Annotated in this window: 12 protein-coding genes; 7 read left to right on the top strand and 5 right to left on the bottom strand. The window is 72.9% G+C overall.

What is annotated here, in order from left to right:
* Positions 1-138 precede the first annotated feature (138 nt).
* From ABD879_RS17435 to ABD879_RS17410, 6 genes are all read left to right on the top strand, one after another.
* A complete protein-coding gene (locus ABD879_RS17435; protein ID WP_345022492.1) occupies positions 139-720 on the top strand; it encodes an RNA polymerase sigma factor in 582 nt (193 codons plus the stop codon).
* Positions 717-1,613: a hypothetical protein gene (locus ABD879_RS17430; protein ID WP_345022491.1), complete on the top strand. Its 897-nt coding sequence runs from the start codon at positions 717-719 to the stop codon at positions 1,611-1,613. The genes ABD879_RS17435 and ABD879_RS17430 overlap by 4 nt, the downstream gene beginning before the upstream one ends.
* A gap of 247 nt (positions 1,614-1,860) precedes the next feature.
* Positions 1,861-2,355 (top strand): (2Fe-2S)-binding protein, encoded by a 495-nt coding sequence (locus ABD879_RS17425; RefSeq protein WP_345022490.1) that lies wholly within the window; start codon positions 1,861-1,863, stop codon positions 2,353-2,355.
* Entirely contained in the window at positions 2,352-4,760 is a 2,409-nt protein-coding gene (locus ABD879_RS17420; RefSeq protein WP_345022489.1) for a xanthine dehydrogenase family protein molybdopterin-binding subunit, read from the top strand. The genes ABD879_RS17425 and ABD879_RS17420 overlap by 4 nt, the downstream gene beginning before the upstream one ends.
* Positions 4,757-5,617: an FAD binding domain-containing protein gene (locus tag ABD879_RS17415; protein WP_345022488.1), complete on the top strand. Its 861-nt coding sequence runs from the start codon at positions 4,757-4,759 to the stop codon at positions 5,615-5,617. Before ABD879_RS17420 ends, ABD879_RS17415 begins: the two co-directional genes overlap by 4 nt.
* A gap of 162 nt (positions 5,618-5,779) precedes the next feature.
* The gene (locus ABD879_RS17410; protein ID WP_345022486.1) at positions 5,780-6,628 is read left to right on the top strand and encodes an SRPBCC family protein; all 849 of its coding nucleotides are present in this window, start codon (positions 5,780-5,782) and stop codon (positions 6,626-6,628) included.
* 346 nt (positions 6,629-6,974) lie between these two features.
* Here ABD879_RS17410 and ABD879_RS17405 read toward each other — a convergent pair whose 3' ends face one another.
* Positions 6,975-8,750: a hypothetical protein gene (locus ABD879_RS17405; RefSeq protein WP_345022485.1), complete on the bottom strand. Its 1,776-nt coding sequence runs from the start codon at positions 8,748-8,750 to the stop codon at positions 6,975-6,977.
* 142 nt (positions 8,751-8,892) lie between these two features.
* On the opposite strand from ABD879_RS17405, the gene ABD879_RS17400 reads away from it, so the two are divergent.
* Complete coding sequence (locus ABD879_RS17400) at positions 8,893-9,594, top strand: class I SAM-dependent methyltransferase (protein WP_345022484.1); 702 nt, start codon at positions 8,893-8,895, stop codon at positions 9,592-9,594.
* A 70-nt stretch (positions 9,595-9,664) separates the two neighbouring features.
* Here the strand turns inward: ABD879_RS17400 and ABD879_RS17395 are convergent, their stop codons facing one another.
* From ABD879_RS17395 to ABD879_RS17380, 4 genes are all read right to left on the bottom strand, one after another.
* Positions 9,665-13,228, bottom strand: a complete 3,564-nt coding sequence (locus ABD879_RS17395) for a bifunctional glycosyltransferase/CDP-glycerol:glycerophosphate glycerophosphotransferase (RefSeq protein ID WP_425549640.1) — start codon at positions 13,226-13,228, stop codon at positions 9,665-9,667.
* A 208-nt stretch (positions 13,229-13,436) separates the two neighbouring features.
* Positions 13,437-14,402, bottom strand: a complete 966-nt coding sequence (locus ABD879_RS17390) for a LysR substrate-binding domain-containing protein (protein WP_345022519.1) — start codon at positions 14,400-14,402, stop codon at positions 13,437-13,439.
* A gap of 228 nt (positions 14,403-14,630) precedes the next feature.
* Positions 14,631-15,461: a helix-turn-helix transcriptional regulator gene (locus ABD879_RS17385; RefSeq protein WP_345022482.1), complete on the bottom strand. Its 831-nt coding sequence runs from the start codon at positions 15,459-15,461 to the stop codon at positions 14,631-14,633.
* Positions 15,462-15,471: 10 nt separating this feature from the next.
* Complete coding sequence (locus ABD879_RS17380) at positions 15,472-16,233, bottom strand: SDR family oxidoreductase (RefSeq protein WP_345022481.1); 762 nt, start codon at positions 16,231-16,233, stop codon at positions 15,472-15,474.
* Positions 16,234-16,636: the final 403 nt, after the last annotated feature.

Raw genomic sequence — 16,636 nt, 5'->3', positions numbered from 1 at the left:
CGCCTTGTACGCCGCCTGCGCGGAGAATGGTCACCGCCGTCACCGGCGCGGCTCCGCTGGGGCTCGGCCCGCGCGCACGGCCGCGGGCCGGGTCCGCGAAGGCGTGAAAGATCCGCGGGCGTGCGGACATGTGGTGTGGTGACCGACGCCGTCCCCCAGGAAGGCGAACCCCCATTGGACGAAGACGAGTTCGCCGCCGTCTACGCGGAGAACTACCGAGCACTGTTCGGCTATGCCCTGCGGCGCTGCGAGTCCCCGGACGACGCCGCCGACGTGGTGGCCGAGACCTTCACCGTCGCCTGGCGCCGGGCGGACGACCTGCCGCCCGGCGACGAGGCCCGGCTCTGGCTGTACGGAGTGGCGCGCAGGGTGCTGGCCAACCACCGCCGGGGCGAACAGCGGCACGCGGCCAAGACGGCGATGCTGCGCGACGAACTGGCCGCCGCACCGCCCCTCACCCCGGCGCCCATGGACGGCACCCCCGTCGCGCAGGTGTTCCGCGCCCTCCCCGAACGGGACCGGGAGCTGCTGTCCCTGGTCGCGTGGGAGGGGCTGAGCCACGCGGAGATCGCCAAGGTCCTCGGCTGCTCGCGCAACGCGGTGAGCATCCGGCTGCACCGCGCCCGCAAACGCTTCGCCCGCGCGCTGCGCGCCGCCGGCGTGGACGAGGTACCGGCCGTCCGCAACACACGCTTGGAGATGGAAGGAAACCGAGGGTGACCACGCCGAGGATCAACGAGCTGGTGGCCGGCCTGGCCCGCGCACACGACGACCGGGCCGCTGATCCGGCCTCGCCGGGAGCCCGCGCCCTGCTCGCGGCGATCACTGCGGAGCCGCGGACCGCGGCCCGGCCGCGGCGCCGCCGGTACGGGCGGTACGCGGCCGGGCTGATCGCCGCGACCGCCGTGGCCGCCGGGGCGGTCGTCGCACTGGACATCAGCGGGCCCGGGCCCGTCCGCGGCTACGCCAACGCCGCCGTGGAGATCCGGCGCACCGACGACACCTACAAGGTGCACGTCAAGAACGTCTACGCCGACCAGCGCCAGTTCCGGGAGGCGTTCGCCCGGCTCGGCCTGGACGTGACGCTGTCGATCGTGCCGGTGTCCCCCGGCCGCGAACGAGAGATCATCCGCGTGGGGGGCGCCGCCCGCACCCCTGCCGACGGCGCGCCCGGCGGCGTCCAGATCGCCACCGTGCTGGACTGCCCGCCCGGCCGGGGCACCGCCTGCCCGCTGACCGTGGAGCTCAGCGGCGAGGCGGTCCGCCGGCAGGCGACCGAGATCGTCATCGGCCGGACGGCCCGTCCCGGCGAGGTCTACCACGACCAGAGCCCCGCGGCGGGCGACAACCCGCCGAGCCTGCGGCTGACCGGCCGCACCGTCGCGCAGGCCCTCGCCCGGCTGCGCGCGCGGCACATGTCCGCCGTCTACCTGATCGGGGAGTTCAAGAAGGACGGTTCGGGCGGCTATCACGTCCCGCCGTCCGGCTGGCGGCCGGAGGGCGGCCGGCGCGTCGCGGGCGCGTGGATGCACAGCTCCGACTCGGTCACCCTGCTGGTCGCCCCGCGGCCCGGCGACCCCGGCCCCGATCCCTCCCGCCCCGCCCCCTTCTGACCCGCCGGGGCCGGCCGGGACGGGCGGCCCAGCGCCCGTCCCGGCCGGTGAGGGGATGTGCCAAACGAGAGCAAATTGAGGGGGGCGGGGGTGGTACGAGGGTTACGGGTCGGCTTACGTTCGTTGCGTCGCCTTCTTCCGAGCGGCGGAGGTGGGCCCCGATGCCGTGGCCGGTCCAACATGCTCCTCGTGCTCCTCCCCGAGGGGACGTCTTCCCACCCCAACCGAGACGTCCCCGGGAGAAGGAATGCCACGTGTCCGCGTCGAGGTCGACGGTGCGACGTACGAGGACGACGTCGAACCGCGCCTGTTGCTCGTCCACTACCTGCGTGACCGGTTGGGGAAGGTCGGCACCCCGATCGGCTGCGACACCACCAACTGCGGCGCCTGCACCGTCCTGATGGACGGGTTGAGCGTCAAGAGCTGCTCCGTACTGGCCGTGCAGGCCGACGGCCGCGAGATCACCACGGTCGAGGGGCTGGGGATCGACGGCGTGCTGCACCCCCTGCAGCGGGCCTTCCACGAGGAGCACGCGCTGCAGTGCGGCTTCTGCACCCCCGGCATGATCATGGCGGCGCTCGACCTGCTGCGGGAGAACGCCGACCCGTCCGACGAGGAGATCCGGCAAGGGCTCGAAGGGAACCTGTGCCGCTGCACCGGCTACCAGAACATCGTGCGGGCGGTGCGCCGCGCGGCCGGTGAGATGCGCACCCCGGCGCGGGACCGGGAGGTGGCACCGTGACCGTCCAGGAGATCGGCTCCCCGCGCCGCAGGAGCGAGGACGCGCGGCTGATCACCGGCCGCACCCGCTGGACCGACAACATGCAGCCCATGGGAACGCTGTACGTGGCGTTCCTGCGCAGCCCCATGGCGCACGCGCGGATCAACGCGGTGGACGTGTCGGCGGCCAAGGCCCGTCCCAACGTCGTCGCCGTGCTGACGGGGGCGGACTTCGCCGATGAGCAGGGCTCCCTGCCGTGCGCGTGGCCCGTCACCGAGGACATGAAGCACCCGGCGCACCCGCCGATGGCCGTGGACGAGGTGCGGTACGCCGGGGAGCCGGTGGCGTGCGTGGTGGCACGCGACCGGTACGCGGCGGCCGACGCGTTGGAGGACATCGACGTCGACTACGAGCCGCTGCCCGCCGTCACCGACATGGAGGAGGCGCTCAGGGAGGGCGCCGATCTCGTCCACGAGGACCTGGGCACCAACAAGTGCTACACGTGGGTGTACGAGAACGGCGACCTGGACGCGGCACTGCGCGACGCCCCCGTGGTGATCGAGCGCCGGTACGTCCAGCAGCGGCTCATCCCGACGGCGATGGAGCCCCGGGCCGTGCTGTGCGTGCCCGAGGGCGACGGCTTCACGGTGTACTCGGCCACGCAGATCCCCCACATCCTGCGGTTGATGCTGGCGACGGTCACCGGTATCCCCGAGCACCGGCTGCGGGTCGTCGCCCCCGACGTGGGCGGCGGGTTCGGCTCCAAGCTGCAGGTGTACGGGGAGGAGGTGCTGTGCCTGCTGCTGGCCAGGCGGCTGGGCCGTCCGGTCAAGTGGACCGAGTCGCGCAGCGAGGGCAACATGGCGGTCCACCACGGACGCGACCAGATCCAGCGGCTGACGCTGGCCGCCGAGCGGGACGGGCGCATCCGCGGGCTGAAGGTGGACCTGCTGGCCGACATGGGCGCGTACCTGATGCTGGTGACGCCGGGCGTGCCGCTGCTGGGCGCGTTCATGTTCAACGGCATCTACAAGATGGACGCCTACTCGTTCACCTGCACGGGCGTGTTCACGACGAAGACGCCGACGGACGCCTACCGGGGCGCGGGCCGCCCGGAGGCCACGTTCGCGATCGAGCGGCTGATGGACGAGCTCGCCGCCGAGCTGGGCCTGGACCCGATCGAGGTGCGGCGCCGCAACTGGATCCGGCACGAGGAGTTCCCGTACGAGACGATCTGCGGGCTCACCTACGACTCCGGCGACTACGAGGCGGCCACCGACAAGGCGCTGCGGCTGTTCGAATACGACAAGCTGCGCGCCGAGCAAAGGGACCGGCGCGAGCGGCGCGACCCGGTGCAGCTGGGCATCGGCGTGTCGACGTACACGGAGATGTGCGGGCTGGCGCCGTCGCGGGTGCTGGGGTCGCTGTCGTACGGCGCGGGCGGCTGGGAGCACGCCTCGGTGCGGGTGCTGCCGTCCGGCAAGGTCGAGGTGGTCACCGGGTCGTCGGCGCACGGCCAGGGCCACGAGACGGCGTGGGCGCAGATCGCCGCGGACCGGCTCGGTGTGCCGTTCGAGGACGTCAAGGTGCTGCACGGTGACACGGCGGTGTCACCCAAGGGCATGGACACCTACGGGTCGCGGTCGCTGGCGGTCGGCGGTGTCGCGCTGTACGGCGCCTGCGACAAGGTGATCGAGAAGGCCAGGAAGGTGGCCGCGCACCTGCTGGAGGCCGACGAGAGCGACCTGGAGTTCTCCGGCGGGCGCTTCCGGGTGCGGGGCGTGCCCGACGGCGGCCGCACCCTGCAGGAGATCGCGACGGCCGCGTTCGCCGCGCACGACCTGCCCGAGGGCCTGGAGCCGTCGCTGGACGCCGACCTCACCTTCGACCCGGAGAACTTCTCCTTCCCGCACGGCACGCACCTGTGCGCCGCCGAGGTGGACACCGAGACGGGCATGGTGCGGCTGCGTTCGTACGTGGCCGTGGACGACGTCGGCAAGGTCGTCAACCCGCTGATCGTCGAGGGGCAGGTGCACGGCGGGCTCGCCCAGGGCATCGCGCAGGCCCTGTACGAGGAGGCCGTGTACGACGAGGACGGCAACCTGACCACCACGACGATGGCCGACTACCTGGTGCCGTCGGCGGCCGACCTGCCCGAGTTCGTCACCGACCGCACCGAGACCCCGGCGACGTCCAATCCGCTGGGCGTCAAGGGGGTCGGCGAGGCCGGGACGATCGCGTCCGCCCCGGCGGTGGTCAACGCGATCGTCGACGCGCTGCGCCCGTACGGCGTGCGGGACGTGCCGATGCCGTGCACGCCCGAACGGGTGTGGCGGGCGCTGCGGGGCGAGCGCGAACCCGCGGGGGAGGCGCGTCCGGGCGCGGCCGGAGGGCTGGGCTCGGCGCAGGGAGGTGACGCCCGATGATCCCGGCGACGTTCGACTACGCGCGGCCCGCCACGGTCGAGGAGGCGTGCGCGGCGCTGGCCGAGGCGGGCGAGGACGCCAAGGTGCTGGCGGGCGGGCAGAGCCTGATGCCCCTGCTGCGGCTGCGGCTCGCCTACCCCGACGCGCTGATCGACCTGGACCGGGTGGCCGCGCTGCGGGAGATCCGCGACGAGGACGGCGCGCTGTTCATCGGCGCGATGGCGACCCACCACCAGGTCATGCGGGACCCGCTGGTGCGCGCGCACGCCCCGCTGATCGCCACAGCCACCGCGACGGTGGCGGACCCGGCGGTGCGGCACCGCGGCACGTTCGGCGGGGCGCTGGCGCACGCCGACCCGGCCGGGGACCTGCCCGCCGTGGCGCTGGCGCTGGACGCGTCGTTCCTGGCGGTGTCGGCCGAGCGCGGCGAACGCGAGATCGCGGCGGCGGACTTCTTCGTGGACTGGATGACCTCGGCGCTGGAGCCGGACGAGATCCTGGTCGGCGTCCGGGTGCCGAAGCTGGGCGCGGGCTGGGGCGTGCACTACGAGAAGTTCCACCGCACCGCGCAGGCGTGGGCGATCGTCGGGGTCGCGTGCGCGGTGCGGCGCGAGCGGGGCGCGGTCGAGGCCGCCCGGGTCGCGCTGACCAACATGGGGCCCACGCCGGTGCGCGCCGCGGAGGTGGAGGGCTTCATCGCGGGCCGCACGATCTCGGAGAGCTCTTTCCGGGAGGCCGGGGAGCGGGCCGCCGCGGGCACGTCCCCGCCCGGTGACCTGCACGGTTCCTCCGAGTACCGCGCGCATCTGGCGCGCGTGCTCACCGCCCGCGCCCTGACCGCCGCCGCGGCGGCGTGACGCCTGCGGCCGGGGTCCGCGCCTGTCCCCGGCGAGCCGGGCGCGGACCCGGGGCCGCGAGTTATCCACAGGCACAGGGGGACCTGGCGTCTGCGCGGGGAGCGGTCGTAGGGTCGCAGTCAGGTCCCCTGGACGCGCCCTCGAACGAAAAGGACCGTGATCATGGAGCTCGACCACGAATTCGCCGTCCCCGTACCGGTGGATCGCGCCTGGTCGGTACTGCTCGACGTGGAACGGGTGGCCCAGTGCGTGCCGGGCGCGGTGCTGGACTCGGCCGAGAGCGGGGAGTACGCCGGGCGGCTGCGGGTGAAGGTCGGCGCCATGACCGTCACCTACCGCGGCACGGCGCGGATCGTGGCGGCCGACGAGTCCGCGCGCACGGTGACGATCGAGGCGTCCGGCAAGGAGGCCCGCGGCCCGGGCACCGCGTCGGCGACCGTCCAGGCGCGCCTGCACCCGGTGCCCGATGAGGGGGCGGCCGGGCCGGAAGGGGGCGGCACCACGCGCGTCACCGTGCACACCAAGCTGAACGTGACCGGGCGCCCCGCCCAGTTCGGCCGCAACATCCTGTCCGAGGTCGGCGCCAAGCTGATCGGGCGGTTCGCCGACACGCTGGCCAAGGAGCTGGAGTCGTCCGAGGAGAGCGGCGCACCGGCGGCCGAAGACGTCGTCGACCAGCAGGGCGCCGCCCAGAAGGCCAAGGAGGTGCAAGAGCAGAAGGACGAGCCGCGAACCCCCACCGAGGCACCCGAACCCACCCCGGCCGAGGGCACCGCCCCACCGCAGGTCGAGCCCAAGCCCATACCGCAACAGCGGCCCCCGTCGGAGACCAGGCGCGAGCCTCCGGCGGCCGGCGCCCAGCCGCGCCGCGAGCAGGAGCCGATCGACCTGCTGGAGGTGGCGGGGCCGTCCGTGGCCAAACGGGCCGTCCCAGCGATCGCTGCCATGGTCGCGCTGCTGCTGGCCGTCCGCTTCCTGATACGCCGCCGCAAATATGGAAGCCGCCACTAACCCCAACGACGGCACGGAACAAACACCACAACCGATAACGCAAAACACCACAGCGGGCAGCACAACTGCTGATCGCCCATCCTCTAACGCGTCGCCTCAGACACAGAAGCCGCCATTGGGCAGTGTCGTCAAAGTGGCTGCGGGCTGGTCGGTCGATGCGGACCATGTGGCCGCTCTTCGACAGGCGCATCCATCGGCGGCGCGGCGTCGCCGAGCGCTGGTTTCGACCGCATCGGGCGGTGACACGGGGCCGCCATCCGTGCCACTGCAGGACCGCCAGGTCCTTCCGAGGCGCCGTCACGTCGACCGCCCTGCCGATGGGGCCATGCCACTTTGACGACACGCCCTAACCCGAGCGGCGGGGCGGAACGAACGCCAACACAGCCGACAGCGCACCGAACGGCACAGCGGGCAGCACATACCGGTAGTCGAAGTCGGCGGTGGCGGCGGGCACGACCAGCAGCCCCATCGCCACCAACCACGGCAGCGAGGCGCGACGCACGACCCCACGCCGCCCGTGCGCCGAAGCCTGTCGAAACGACAACACCCGCCGACGGCCTGCTCCACCACAACACCCCCACAACCGCCCCAGAGCCACTCGCCACCAACCAACCGAAACCGCCACCCCCGGCCCCGCCAGTGGACGCGCAGCCCCTGTCCCCGCCACCACCAACCACGGCAGCGGAGCGCGGCGCACGGTCCCGCGTCGGCCAGCAGCGGCGGCACGCGCTCGTGCGAGGGCTTGGCGGGACGACACCGCTTGGCGACGGCCCGGTCCAGAAAAACGCCTCCACCACCGCCTCCAAGGCGCTCGCCGTCGGCCGACCGACGCGGCCGCCCCCGGCTGCGCCGGTGGACCTGCGGAACCTGCCCCTGCCGCCAGCGCGACCGCCGCGACGGCCAGCATGACGCCCAGTCCGATGCCCGGCAGGTATACGCGGTGCTGGTAGGCGCGCATCCATCCGGCGTAGGGCTCCACGACGTGCACCGGCCGGACGCGGTGAGTGTACGCACGGGCGACCTTGGCCTGGCGCCTGCTGAGACGGAGCGGCCTGACCGGGAACTCGTACTTGCGGAAGGTCGGCGGCTGCGGGTACACGGTCCGCTTCCACCAGAACGCGCGCAAGGTGTCCCGCACGACGACGCGGGCGTAGTCGACGGGCTGGGCGCGGATCGCGGCCCACGCGAACTCCCCGGCGCGCTCGTTCGAGCCCATCTTGCCGCCGGGGGCGCGGAAGAACGGCGACTGCCTGGTCCACAGCACCGCGAACGCGGGTGCCACGCCCGGGGGCGGCGTGCGCGGGCACAGGTCGAGCAGACCGGGACGCGGTCTGATGATCGAGCAGTCGGCGAAGTCGACGGTGCGGCTGTAGAGGAAGACCTTCTCGGTGCCGGTCAGCGCGAACCGGCTGTGCACGGCCTTGAACCACGTGGCGTACAGCAGCAGCGGGACGGCGAACGCCGCCACGAGCACCGCCGCGGACCGCCACTGCGCGCGCGGGCGCCGCACCAGGAGCCATGCCAGGACGATCGCCGGCAGGGGCAGGCCGACCGACCGGGTCGTCCCGGCCAGGCCGAGCAGCAGACCGCCCGCGGCGGCCGTCCACACCCCGACCCGCGCGTTCCACAGCAGCACCACGACCGCGGCGACCAGCAGAAACGTGAACAGCGTCTCCGACAGCAGCAGGTGTTCGAGCTGGATCTGGTACCCGTCGAACAGCACCGGCAGGGTCGCCGCCGCGCCCAGCAGCCCCGGCCGCAGCGTCCGATCGGGCCAGGCCGCCCGCGCGTGCCGCCACACCAGCGCGTACAGCAGCACCGCCGTCAGCAGCCCGAGCAGGTGCTGGACGGCGACCACCGCGAACAGGCTGTGCAGCGGACGCAGCACCAGCAGCATGACCCCGTACGCGCTCGCCCGCGTGATCGACGGCTCCAGCGTGACGGCCACGCGCAGGTAGCCGACCGAGTCGCCGAACCACAGGCCCGTGGGGTACCCGGCCAGCGCGACCGTCCGTACGGCCAGGCCCGCCGCGAGCACCGCGGCGACGGGCCAGTGCCGCCGCGCGGCGGGCGCCGCTCCGTCGGGCAGGCGCCGCCGCACCGCCCGGCCGGTCGCGCCCATCTGCGATCCCCCCTCCGGTCAGGGGTCTGTTCCCCGCGGGTGCGGCCGGGTATTGCCATGGCCCGCACTTCGTCCGCCAAAAGGGCGTCAACCACGGCGCGTGCGATGGCCGCGGCGGGCCGCGATCGGTGCGCTGGTGACCGTGGACACCATTGAGATTCAGCGGGTCGTCGACATCGAGGACGACAACTGGTGGTACCGCGAGCGCCGCGGGATCGTCGCCCGGGAGCTGCGCCGGATCGGCGTGCCCGGGCAGGCGGTGGACATCGGCGCCGCGGGCGGCGGCAACACCAGGGTGCTGATGGAGCACGGTTGGCAGGCGGTGGCGATCGACTCCGCCCCCGCCGCCGTGGACCTGTGCCTGGCCCAGGGCATCGTCGCCTACCTCGGCGATGCCCGGTTCCTGCCGCTGCCGTCGGCGACCTACGACCTGGCGCTGGCGCTCAACGTGCTGGAACACGTGGACGACGACCGCGCCGCCGCCGCGGAGATCGCCCGGGTGCTGCGTCCCGGCGGCACCGCGCTGGTCGCCGTACCCTGCGACATGCAGCTGTGGTCGGCGCACGACGTGGCGCTGGGCCGCGTGCGCCGCTACGCCCGGGCGGACCTGGCCGGGGTGCTGGAGGGCGCCGGACTGCGGGTGGAGCGGCTGTGGAACTGGAACGTCCTGCTCCGCCCGCTGGTGCGGTGGCGGCGGCACCGCGCCCGGTACTGCGAGGACATGGCGGACGCCCCGCCCGTGGTGAACGAACTGCTCAGCCTGGTCAGCGCCGTGGAGCGGCGGCTCCCGGTCCGGTCGTGGCCGGGCGTCACGCTGTTCGCCCGCGCCTACCGCCCCGACTGACCGCCCGGCCGACACCGAACATGCGCCGGGCGCCCGGGGGACTCCTCCCGGGCGCCCGGCGGTCACCACATCAGCCGAAGACGCGGTCCACGACGCGGGCGGTGGCCTTGCCGTCGGCGAGGGAGCAGTGCCGGTCGGCGAACGACCGGTAGGCGTCGGCGTGCTCGGCGGCGACGCCGTCGAGGTCGCGCAGCGCCGCGATCACCTCGTCGCCGGTGCGCAGCAGCGGGCCCGGCGCGTCCGCCTCGAAGTCGAAGTAGAAGCCGCGCAGCTCGTCCCGGTAGCTCTCCAGGTCGTAGGTGAAGAACAGCATGGGCCGGCCGGTGATGGCGAAGTCGAACATGACCGACGAGTAGTCGGTGACGAGCACATCGGTGATCAGCAGCAGCTCCTGCATATCCGGGTACACCGACACGTCGAAGACGAAGTCGCGGCCCACCTCCGGCACCCGGTCGACGATGTTGGGGTGGCGGCGGACGAGCACGACGTACTCGTCCCCCAGCTCCTCGTGCATGCGGTGCAGGTCGAGCATGAGCTCCAGCCGGTAGCGTCCGCGCGAGTAGAACCGGTCGTCCCGCCACGTCGGCGCGTACAGGACGACCTTGCGGCCCTCCGGCACGCCGATCCGGCGGCGGACGGCGGCGGCGATCTCCTCGCGGCCGTCGGCGTGGAACAGGTCGTTGCGGGGGTAGCCGGTCTCCAGCACCTCCCCCTCGAAGCGGAACGCGCGCCGCAGGATCGGCGTGCACCACGGGCTCGGCGACACCAGGTAGTCCCACTGCTCCACCTCGAGCGCCAGCCGCTCGTGGTAGTCGCGGGTCGCGAACCGCACCCTCTCGATGTCGAACCCGATGCGCTTGAGCGTGGCGCCGTGCCAGGTCTGCAGGACCTTCTGGCCGGGGCGGCGGCGGAACCACGTCGGCACGTGGCTGTTGGTGACGATGTACGCCGACCGCGCCAGGGCCTCGACGTAGTCGCGGCCGCCCCGGCGCACCGGCGTGACGCCCTCCGGCAGCTCCACCTGCCCGTCCCGGACGCTCCAGAGGAACTCCAAGTCGCACTCGCGGCGGCGCAGCTCCTCCAGGATCGCCCGCGGGCTGCAGGAGTACTGGCGCCCGTAGTAGCTCTCGAAGAACACCTGCTGCCGGATCGGCTGCTCGCACAGCTCCGGGTAGACGCGTTCGGTGAGCAGGCGCTGCCCCTTGCGGCTGCGTTCCTCGGGGGGCAGGTCGCCGTCCACGCGCAGGACGGGCGTCAGCTCCCGGCCGGCGTCCAGGTGCAGGTCGCGGCCGTCGCGCGTGCGCGTCATCGGCAGCAGCGAACGCAGCCCGTTGCCGACCTGGACGGGCGCGTCGCGCGTGCCGCCGTCGTGGTCGAGCCGCACGTACAGCTGGTAGCGGCCCTTGGGCAGCGGCAGCGTCCCGGCCAGGGACTCCACCCGCCACGGGTCGAACTCGGCCTCGAACCGGCCCGCGTCGTGGGTCAGCGGGAACACCCGCTCCTCGACCCGTCCCCCGGCGCGCAAGACCAGGGCGGTGGGCAGTTCGGAGCGGGCGGGCAGGTCCCCGGCGATGTGCAGCGGCCCGTCCGCCTCCCACTCCAGCACGTCCATGACCGGGCGGACGGCCCGTTCGTGGATCTCCAGATGCCCGGTCTTGGACCGGACGGCCGCGATCTCCCGGTCGCCCGCCGTGTCGTACCGCAGCAGCCGCGACACCTCCGGGAGGATCACCGGGGTGCGGGTGCCGTCGGAACCGACCAGTTCGACGCTCCACTGCGTGGTGTCGCCGAACGCCATCGCCTCGGGGCTGCCCGCCGGGAACCCGGGCGAGGCGGCGGGCGCCGCGAAGTCGCGCATCGGCAGCCGCGCGGTGAAGCCCGTCCCGTCCCGGTGGCGGGTGAGCGGGTAGCGGCGCGGGGAGCAGCCCGGCCACCGGGTGACGAGCAGGTGGCTGCCCCACAGCAGGGCGGTGGGCGCCTCGCAGGTCAGCTCCAGGACACCGTCGGCCAGCCGCATGTCACTCGCGATGACGGCGTCGTCGCCGGTGCGCAGGACGAGCTTGCCGCCCTTGACCCACTCGGGCCGCACCCACACCCCGCCCACGCGGTGCGGCTCCAGCCACCGGGCCGCCGCCGACGGCGTGCCCAGCTCCTCCCGCCGGAAGATCCCGCGGTTGTGCATCCACAGCTCGACGCGCCACGACCCGCCCTTGTCCAGCACCTTGACCGGGTCGACGGTGATGCGGTAGCCGCTCCAGTCCGACCCGTCGTCGTCCCCGGCCCGGTCGATGGCGGTCAGCCGCAGCGGCAGGCGCTGCCCGGTGTCCTGCGACACCAGCCAGGCCAGCAGCTGCTGCTGCCAGCGCTTGCGGGGCGGCAGCCACCGCAGCCGGGCCCGCCCCTCGATGACGAGCCGGTCGCCGTTCCAGCTCACCGACTCGACCTTCTGCCGTACCCGCAGCTCCTCGTCCAGCCGGTAGACGTGGTCGGGCACGCCCACCCGGGGGTCGTTGAGGAACGGGTAGTCGCCGTAGAAGCGGACCCCGCGCCGCACCACCCCGGCCTCGGCCATCTCGCGGCTCTTCTCGAAGGTCAGCACCTCCAGCAGCTCCGGCAGCATGCGGCGCTCCACCAGATGCCACTTGAGCCGCTCGAACGCCCGCAGCCCGCCGACGATCTCCGGGTCGCAGTCGCGCAGGTAGGCACCGGCCAGGTCGAGGAACCGCTGCCGGTAGGCCTCGCCGCCCTCGTCCAGCACCTGCAGGAAGAGGCGCAGGTCGTCGTTCAGGACGACGCGGTCCCAACGGCGCTTCTGCTCCGGCAGTCCCCGGTCGAGCAGGAACCGGCCGACCGCCCGCACCGCCTGCACGCGGTGCTCCAGCGCGGCGCCCTCGGTGCGCTTCTGGGTGATGGAGCGGTCCTCGCCGGGACGGCTGCGCCACAGGTAGACGGGGCCCTCCAGCACGTCCACGGACCCGGCCAGGTAGTGCGCGGTGATCGAGATGAGGATGTCCTCGCGCAGCACGCCCTCGGGGAACTCCAGGCCCTGGGCGTCCCAGAACGAGCGGCGCCACAGCTTGTTGGTGACCAGCCGGTCCACGAGCAGTTCCTCGTGCCGGGTGACGTGCGTCCGCTGGACGGTGTGGTGGAACGCGCGGCGGTGCATCGGCGACTGGCGCACGCCGTCGGCGTCGAAGCGGCGCACGTTGCCCGTGGCGAAGTCCGACCCTGACTCGGTCAAACTCGCCAGCAGGTACTCCAGCGCGTACGGGGGGAGCATGTCGTCGCCGTCGACGAACCCCAGGAACTCGCCCCGCGCCGCGGCCAGCCCGGCGTTGCGCGCCGCGCCCAGCCCCTTGCTGTCCTGGGTGAGCAGGCGGAACCGGGAGTCGGCGGCGGCGAACTTGGCGGCGATGCGCCCGCCGTCGTCGGTCGACCCGTCGTCGACCATGACGACCTCCAGGTCGCGGCACGTCTGCGCGGCCAGCGACCGCAGGCAGGCGTCCAGGTAGGGCGCGACGTTGTAGATGGGCACCACAAGGCTGATCGTCGGAGCCAATTGCGCTCTCCCGTGCTGTACGGAGAATGACCGGGCGTGTCGAGGACTCGGACGGCGACCGGCTGAACCCGTCACGGCAAAGCCGAGGGCGCGCACGTCGCCATGCCAACCAGCATGAACACGCCGAGTAACCGATCACACTGGTATCGCAATGCCCGGACCGTCGTCTGACACAGACTTGACCGGCCCCAAACCCAAAAGCCGCACCCACCGCGGCACGCAGGCCCCGAACAACCCCACCCAGACGCGACACGGCAGACCGACCAGCCGGGCCGGGGCGGCCTCAGCCGGCGGCGCGGCTCGGTGTCGCCTGCCCGGAAAGTGTCTCGTCCGGGCCGTCGGGGTGGACACGGACGCCCGTGCCCGCCTCAGTGACAGCGGTGCGCAGGGTACGGGCGAGCACCTCGAACTCGTCGCCGCGCGGCGACGTGGCGCGGTAGGCCAGCCCGATCCGCCGGTGGGGGGCGGGTTCGGCGAACCGGTACAGGTTGAGGCCGGGTGCACGGCGCGTCTCCACGGGCAGCGCCGTCTCGGGGACGAGCGTCACCCCCAGCCCGCCCGACACCAGCTGCACCAGAGTGGCCAGGCTCGTCGCGTAGGTCGCGGCGGCGGCCCGTGCACCGACCTCACGGCACACGTCGAGCGCCTGGTCGCGCAGGCAGTGCCCCTCGTTCAGCAGGATCACGTCGAGGTCCTTGAGCGCGCGGGTCGGCAGCGGGTCCTCGCCGGGCAACGGCTGGGACGCGGGCGCGACCAGCACGAAGTCCTCGTCGTAGAGCGGGAGCTCCACCAGGCCCTGGACGGGGGTGGGCAGCGCGAGCAGCACCACGTCCAGGCGTCCGGCCACCAGCTCGGCGACGATGTGGTCGGTCTGCTCCTCGCGCACCGACAGCTCCAGCTCGGGGAACTCCTCGGCCAGCCGGGGCAGCACCACGGGCAGCAGGTAGGGCGCGACGGTGGGGATCACGCCGACGCGCAGCGGCCCGACCAGGGGGCCCCGGACCGCGTGCACCTCCTCCACGAGCCGGTCGAGCTCGGCCAGCACCAGCTCGGCCCGGCGCGCCACCCGTTCGCCGGCCGGGGTCAGCAGCACCCGCCGCGTGGTCCGCTCCACAAGCCGTGTACGGAGCGTGTCCTCCAGCGCCGCCACCGCCCCGGAGAGCGCGGGCTGGCTCATCCGCAGAGCCGCCGCCGCGTCCCGGAAGTGCAGGTGCTCGGCGAGCGCCAGAAAAGCCCTGAGCTGGGCGATCGTCGGCCTGCTGATGGTGGTCTCCTGTGGGTCACGAGGGAGGGGACGGTACGAGCTTACCCGTCACCCTGCGTGACTTCTGTCACATTCGGCCCCACAGGAAACAGCACGGCCGCTGCCCAAAACCTGTGCCGAGTGAAAGGAATCGGTTATCACGCCGATAGGGACATGCGTACACCGTTCCTCATGGCAGAGGGCGGATGCCGTCTCGCGCACCGGCGGTGCGGCTCAGCCGCCTTCCTTCGATCCGGCGAGAGAGGCGAGGAGGGCGAGTTTGTCCGCGCTGTCGCTGCCCGCGTCGGCGTAGTAGAGCACGAGGAGGAGCCCGTCGACGGGGAGTTTGTCGCGGTGCAGCCGCAGCTCGCCCACGATCGGGTGCAGCACGGTCGTCGTGCCGCCTTCGAGCCTCCGCACGTCATGGCGTGCCCAAAGCTCCCGGAAACGCGCACTGGCCAGCGACAACTCGCCCACGAGCTCCACGAAGCGGGGGTCGTCCGCGTTGGCCCCGGCCTGCTCGCGGAACGCGGCGATGAGTGCGGCCGCCGAGGCGGCCCAGTCTTTTTGGAACGCCTGCTCCTCGGGGTCCAGCAGCAGCGAGCGCAACCGGTTCTGCCCCGGCCGCAGCCGCGGCGAGAGAGCGGTCGCGAGCTCGTTGGCGGCGAGGACGTCGAAGGTGCGCCCCTCGACGAACGCCGGCACGCCGACCGCGGCCAGCAGGTGGTGCAGCCGTGCGGGGACCCGTTCCGGCGGCGGGCGGCGCCTCCGCGTCCGCGCCGGCGGCGCGGCGAGATCGAACAGGTAGTCGCGTTCGGTGTCGTCGAGCCGCAGCACCCGCGCCAGCGCGTCGAGCACCTGGGGTGAGGGGTGGGTGTCCCGGCCGCGTTCGAGGCGCAGGTAGTAGTCGGCGCTGATGCCGGCCAGCATCGCGACCTCCTCGCGACGCAGACCGGGCACACGGCGTCGCCCGCCTGCCGGAATGCCCGCCTGCTCCGGAGAGACCAGGGCCCGCCGCGCCTTCAGGTAGGCGCCGAGCCGGTTCCGCTGCGGATCTTCGGGCATCCGAGAAACCTCAGTCCTGAGTGCGGCCGGGCAGCGTGGCGAGGGCCCGCGAACGCTGCGCCACGAGGTCATCATAGGTTCGGTCGCGCTCGGCCCATCGATGCCTGAGGACGCCCTTTACGAGGATCTCGCGCGGCGTGGGGTCCTGGGCGAGCAGTTCCATGACCTCCGCCCCGTAGGCGTCCACGGGAAGCGCGTTCGGGTTGCCGCTCCCGAGGCTCGTCGCGACCGCCGGCGGCACCAGTTCGGCGACCTCGACGCCGGTGCCCGCGAGCTGTGCGCGCAGGGCCTCGCTGTAGGCGTGCACCGCCGCTTTCGACGCGCCGTACGTCGGCATCAGCGGGAACGGAAGGAAGGCGATTCCGGAGCTGACCGTGATGATCGCACCGGCGCCGCGAGCGAGCAGATGCGGAGTGAAGGCATCGATGACGCGGATGGTGCCGAGCAGATTGACGCCGATGATGTTCTGGGCGGTGGCGAAGTGCGCCGGGTCCCGCAGATCCTCCGGCGCCGTGATCCCCGCCATCGTGACGACGGTGTCGAGATCGGGTCGTTGCTTCAGCACGTCGTCGCGGGCCCGGGCCACCGAATCGGCGTCCGTGACGTCGATCTCGACCGCGCCGAGCCCCTCCGCGGCGAGCTGCGCCAGCACTTTGGTGTTGCGGCCGCCGACGACCACGGTGCTGCCCGCCGCGCGGAACCGGCGCGCCAACTCCAGGCCGATGCCCGAAGTGCCACCGACCATGAACACGGAACGCGAGGAGATGTCCATGCCTGCGACGCTAAGACGACCGCGCGTCGCCATGGGAGGTCCCCTCAGCCCCCCGGCTCGCGGCTACCTCTGGTGCCCCGGCATCGGTCTTGGGGGTCGGTCGGACGTACTGGGCCAACCAGGGGCGCCGCGTCCATCCGCACACCATGGTGTGGAAGCCGTGACCTGGCCTGGGCGGCAAAACGCATCTTCTACCGCATACCGCTGTTTGCACTGAGTAGCCAGATGAATGCATATAGTGTCCCGTGCATGCCATCGCAGCTACACGACATACCGGCCGAGCTGTTCCGATGGTCCCCCCGGATCGCCGGACACCTCCTGACCGAAATGGGAATAAAGATCTCCGAGATCCACGACGCCACGGAGGTCTCCGAATCCTGCACCGACCACAAGACCAGCGAAT

Source organism: Actinomadura keratinilytica (assembly GCF_039539665.1).
In the GTDB taxonomy this organism is placed as follows: Bacteria; Actinomycetota; Actinomycetes; order Streptosporangiales; family Streptosporangiaceae; genus Spirillospora; species Spirillospora keratinilytica.
This window is presented reverse-complemented; position numbering and strand designations above follow the sequence as displayed.

What these genes read in the sequence shown, in the direction of transcription:
- ABD879_RS17425 (WP_345022490.1), top strand. Translation starts at nt 1,861, where the DNA reads ATGCCACGTGTCCGCGTCGAGGTCGACGGTGCGACGTACGAGGACGAC.
- ABD879_RS17415 (WP_345022488.1), top strand. Translation starts at nt 4,757, where the DNA reads ATGATCCCGGCGACGTTCGACTACGCGCGGCCCGCCACGGTCGAGGAG.
- ABD879_RS17410 (WP_345022486.1), top strand. Translation starts at nt 5,780, where the DNA reads ATGGAGCTCGACCACGAATTCGCCGTCCCCGTACCGGTGGATCGCGCC.
- ABD879_RS17405 (WP_345022485.1), bottom strand. Translation starts at nt 8,750, where the DNA reads ATGGGCGCGACCGGCCGGGCGGTGCGGCGGCGCCTGCCCGACGGAGCG.
- ABD879_RS17385 (WP_345022482.1), bottom strand. Translation starts at nt 15,461, where the DNA reads ATGCCCGAAGATCCGCAGCGGAACCGGCTCGGCGCCTACCTGAAGGCG.
- ABD879_RS17380 (WP_345022481.1), bottom strand. Translation starts at nt 16,233, where the DNA reads ATGGACATCTCCTCGCGTTCCGTGTTCATGGTCGGTGGCACTTCGGGC.